Source organism: Sinimarinibacterium arenosum (genome assembly GCF_005047655.1).
In the GTDB taxonomy this organism is placed as follows: domain Bacteria; phylum Pseudomonadota; class Gammaproteobacteria; order Nevskiales; family Nevskiaceae; genus Solimonas.
Genome location: NZ_SUKF01000021.1, coordinates 1 through 1231 on the forward strand (window position 1 = coordinate 1; position 1231 = coordinate 1231).

1 protein-coding gene is annotated in these 1231 nt (G+C 58.3%); it reads left to right on the forward strand.

Translation table 11 applies throughout. The annotated features are described in order from the left end of the window. The first annotated feature begins 60 nt into the window (after positions 1 to 60). Positions 61 to 1196, forward strand: a protein-coding gene (locus E4T66_RS21235; protein ID WP_441347708.1) for an IS3 family transposase whose coding sequence is annotated in 2 segments (ribosomal slippage) — positions 61 to 316 and positions 316 to 1196 — 1137 coding nt in all. Because the reading frame shifts where the segments join, the coding sequence is not laid out codon by codon here. Positions 1197 to 1231: the final 35 nt, after the last annotated feature.

Genomic DNA, 1231 nt, shown 5'->3' on the forward strand with positions numbered 1-1231 from the left:
TGGACTTCCCCTGCGGCAGTAGGCATCGCCGGCCTATGATTTGAGCATAGGAGGAAGTGCATGAGTACCCAGAGATTTACACCAGAGTTCAAGGAGGAGGCTGTCCGCCAAGTTCTCGAACGCGGAAAGTCCGTTGCCGAGATTTCGGCTCGTCTCGGTGTTTCGAGCCACAGCCTGTACAAGTGGGTGAAGGCCGTCACTCCGGATAAAACGGAGAAGCAGGCGGCTGACTTGCTGGAAGCCAAGAGCGAAATTCTCAAGCTTCGGGCACAGCTACGCCGGACCGAAGAGGAGCGCGACATCCTAAAAAAAGCGGCGCGGTACTTCGCGAGGGAGCCCGAGTAAAGTACCGCTTCATCAACGACCATCGGCATGAGTATCGCGTCATGACGATGTGCCGCGTGCTGCGAGCATCGCGCGCCGGCTTTTATGCATGGCTCCAGAATCCACTGTCGAAGCTGGCGATCGACAATCAACGCTTGCTTGGATTGATCCGCGATTCATACGCCGCCAGCGGCGGCGTCTATGGATCGCCGCGGGTCTTTGGTGATCTACGGGAGGCTGGCGAGACCTGTGGCAAGCACCGTGTAGCCCGCCTCATGCGTGCGAACAAGATCAAGGCCCTGCGCGGCTATAAGGCACCCCGCCACATCGCAGGACGGCCGTCGATCATTTCGCCGAACCGTCTCAATCGCGAGTTCACAGTCGATGTGCCAGACCGCGCCTGGGTGACTGACATCACTTACATCCGAACCTGGCAGGGCTGGTTGTATCTTGCAGTGGTTCTCGATCTGTATTCGCGAAAGGTGGTGGGCTGGTCCATGAAGCCGACGCTGGCCCGTGAACTGGTCCTGGATGCACTCTTGATGGCGCTGTGGCGGCGCAAGCCAATGCAGCCGGTGATCGTGCATTCCGATCAGGGAACGCAGTACGGCAGTGATGACTGGAGACGTTTCTGCAAGGCCAACCAGCTGGAGCCGAGCATGAGTCGGCGTGGAAACTGCTGGGACAATGCCGTGGCCGAGTCTTTCTTCAGCAGCCTGAAGAAAGAGCGCATTCGCAAGCGCATCTATAAAACACGCGAATTAGCCCGCGCCGACATCTTCGATTACATCGAGGTCTTCTACAATCGAACCCGACGTCACAGCCATCTCGGCGGCGTCAGTCCCGAGGCCTTTGAACAGGCTGCTTTGTGAGGCGCCGGATTGTCTACTGCTCTGGGGGAAGTCCA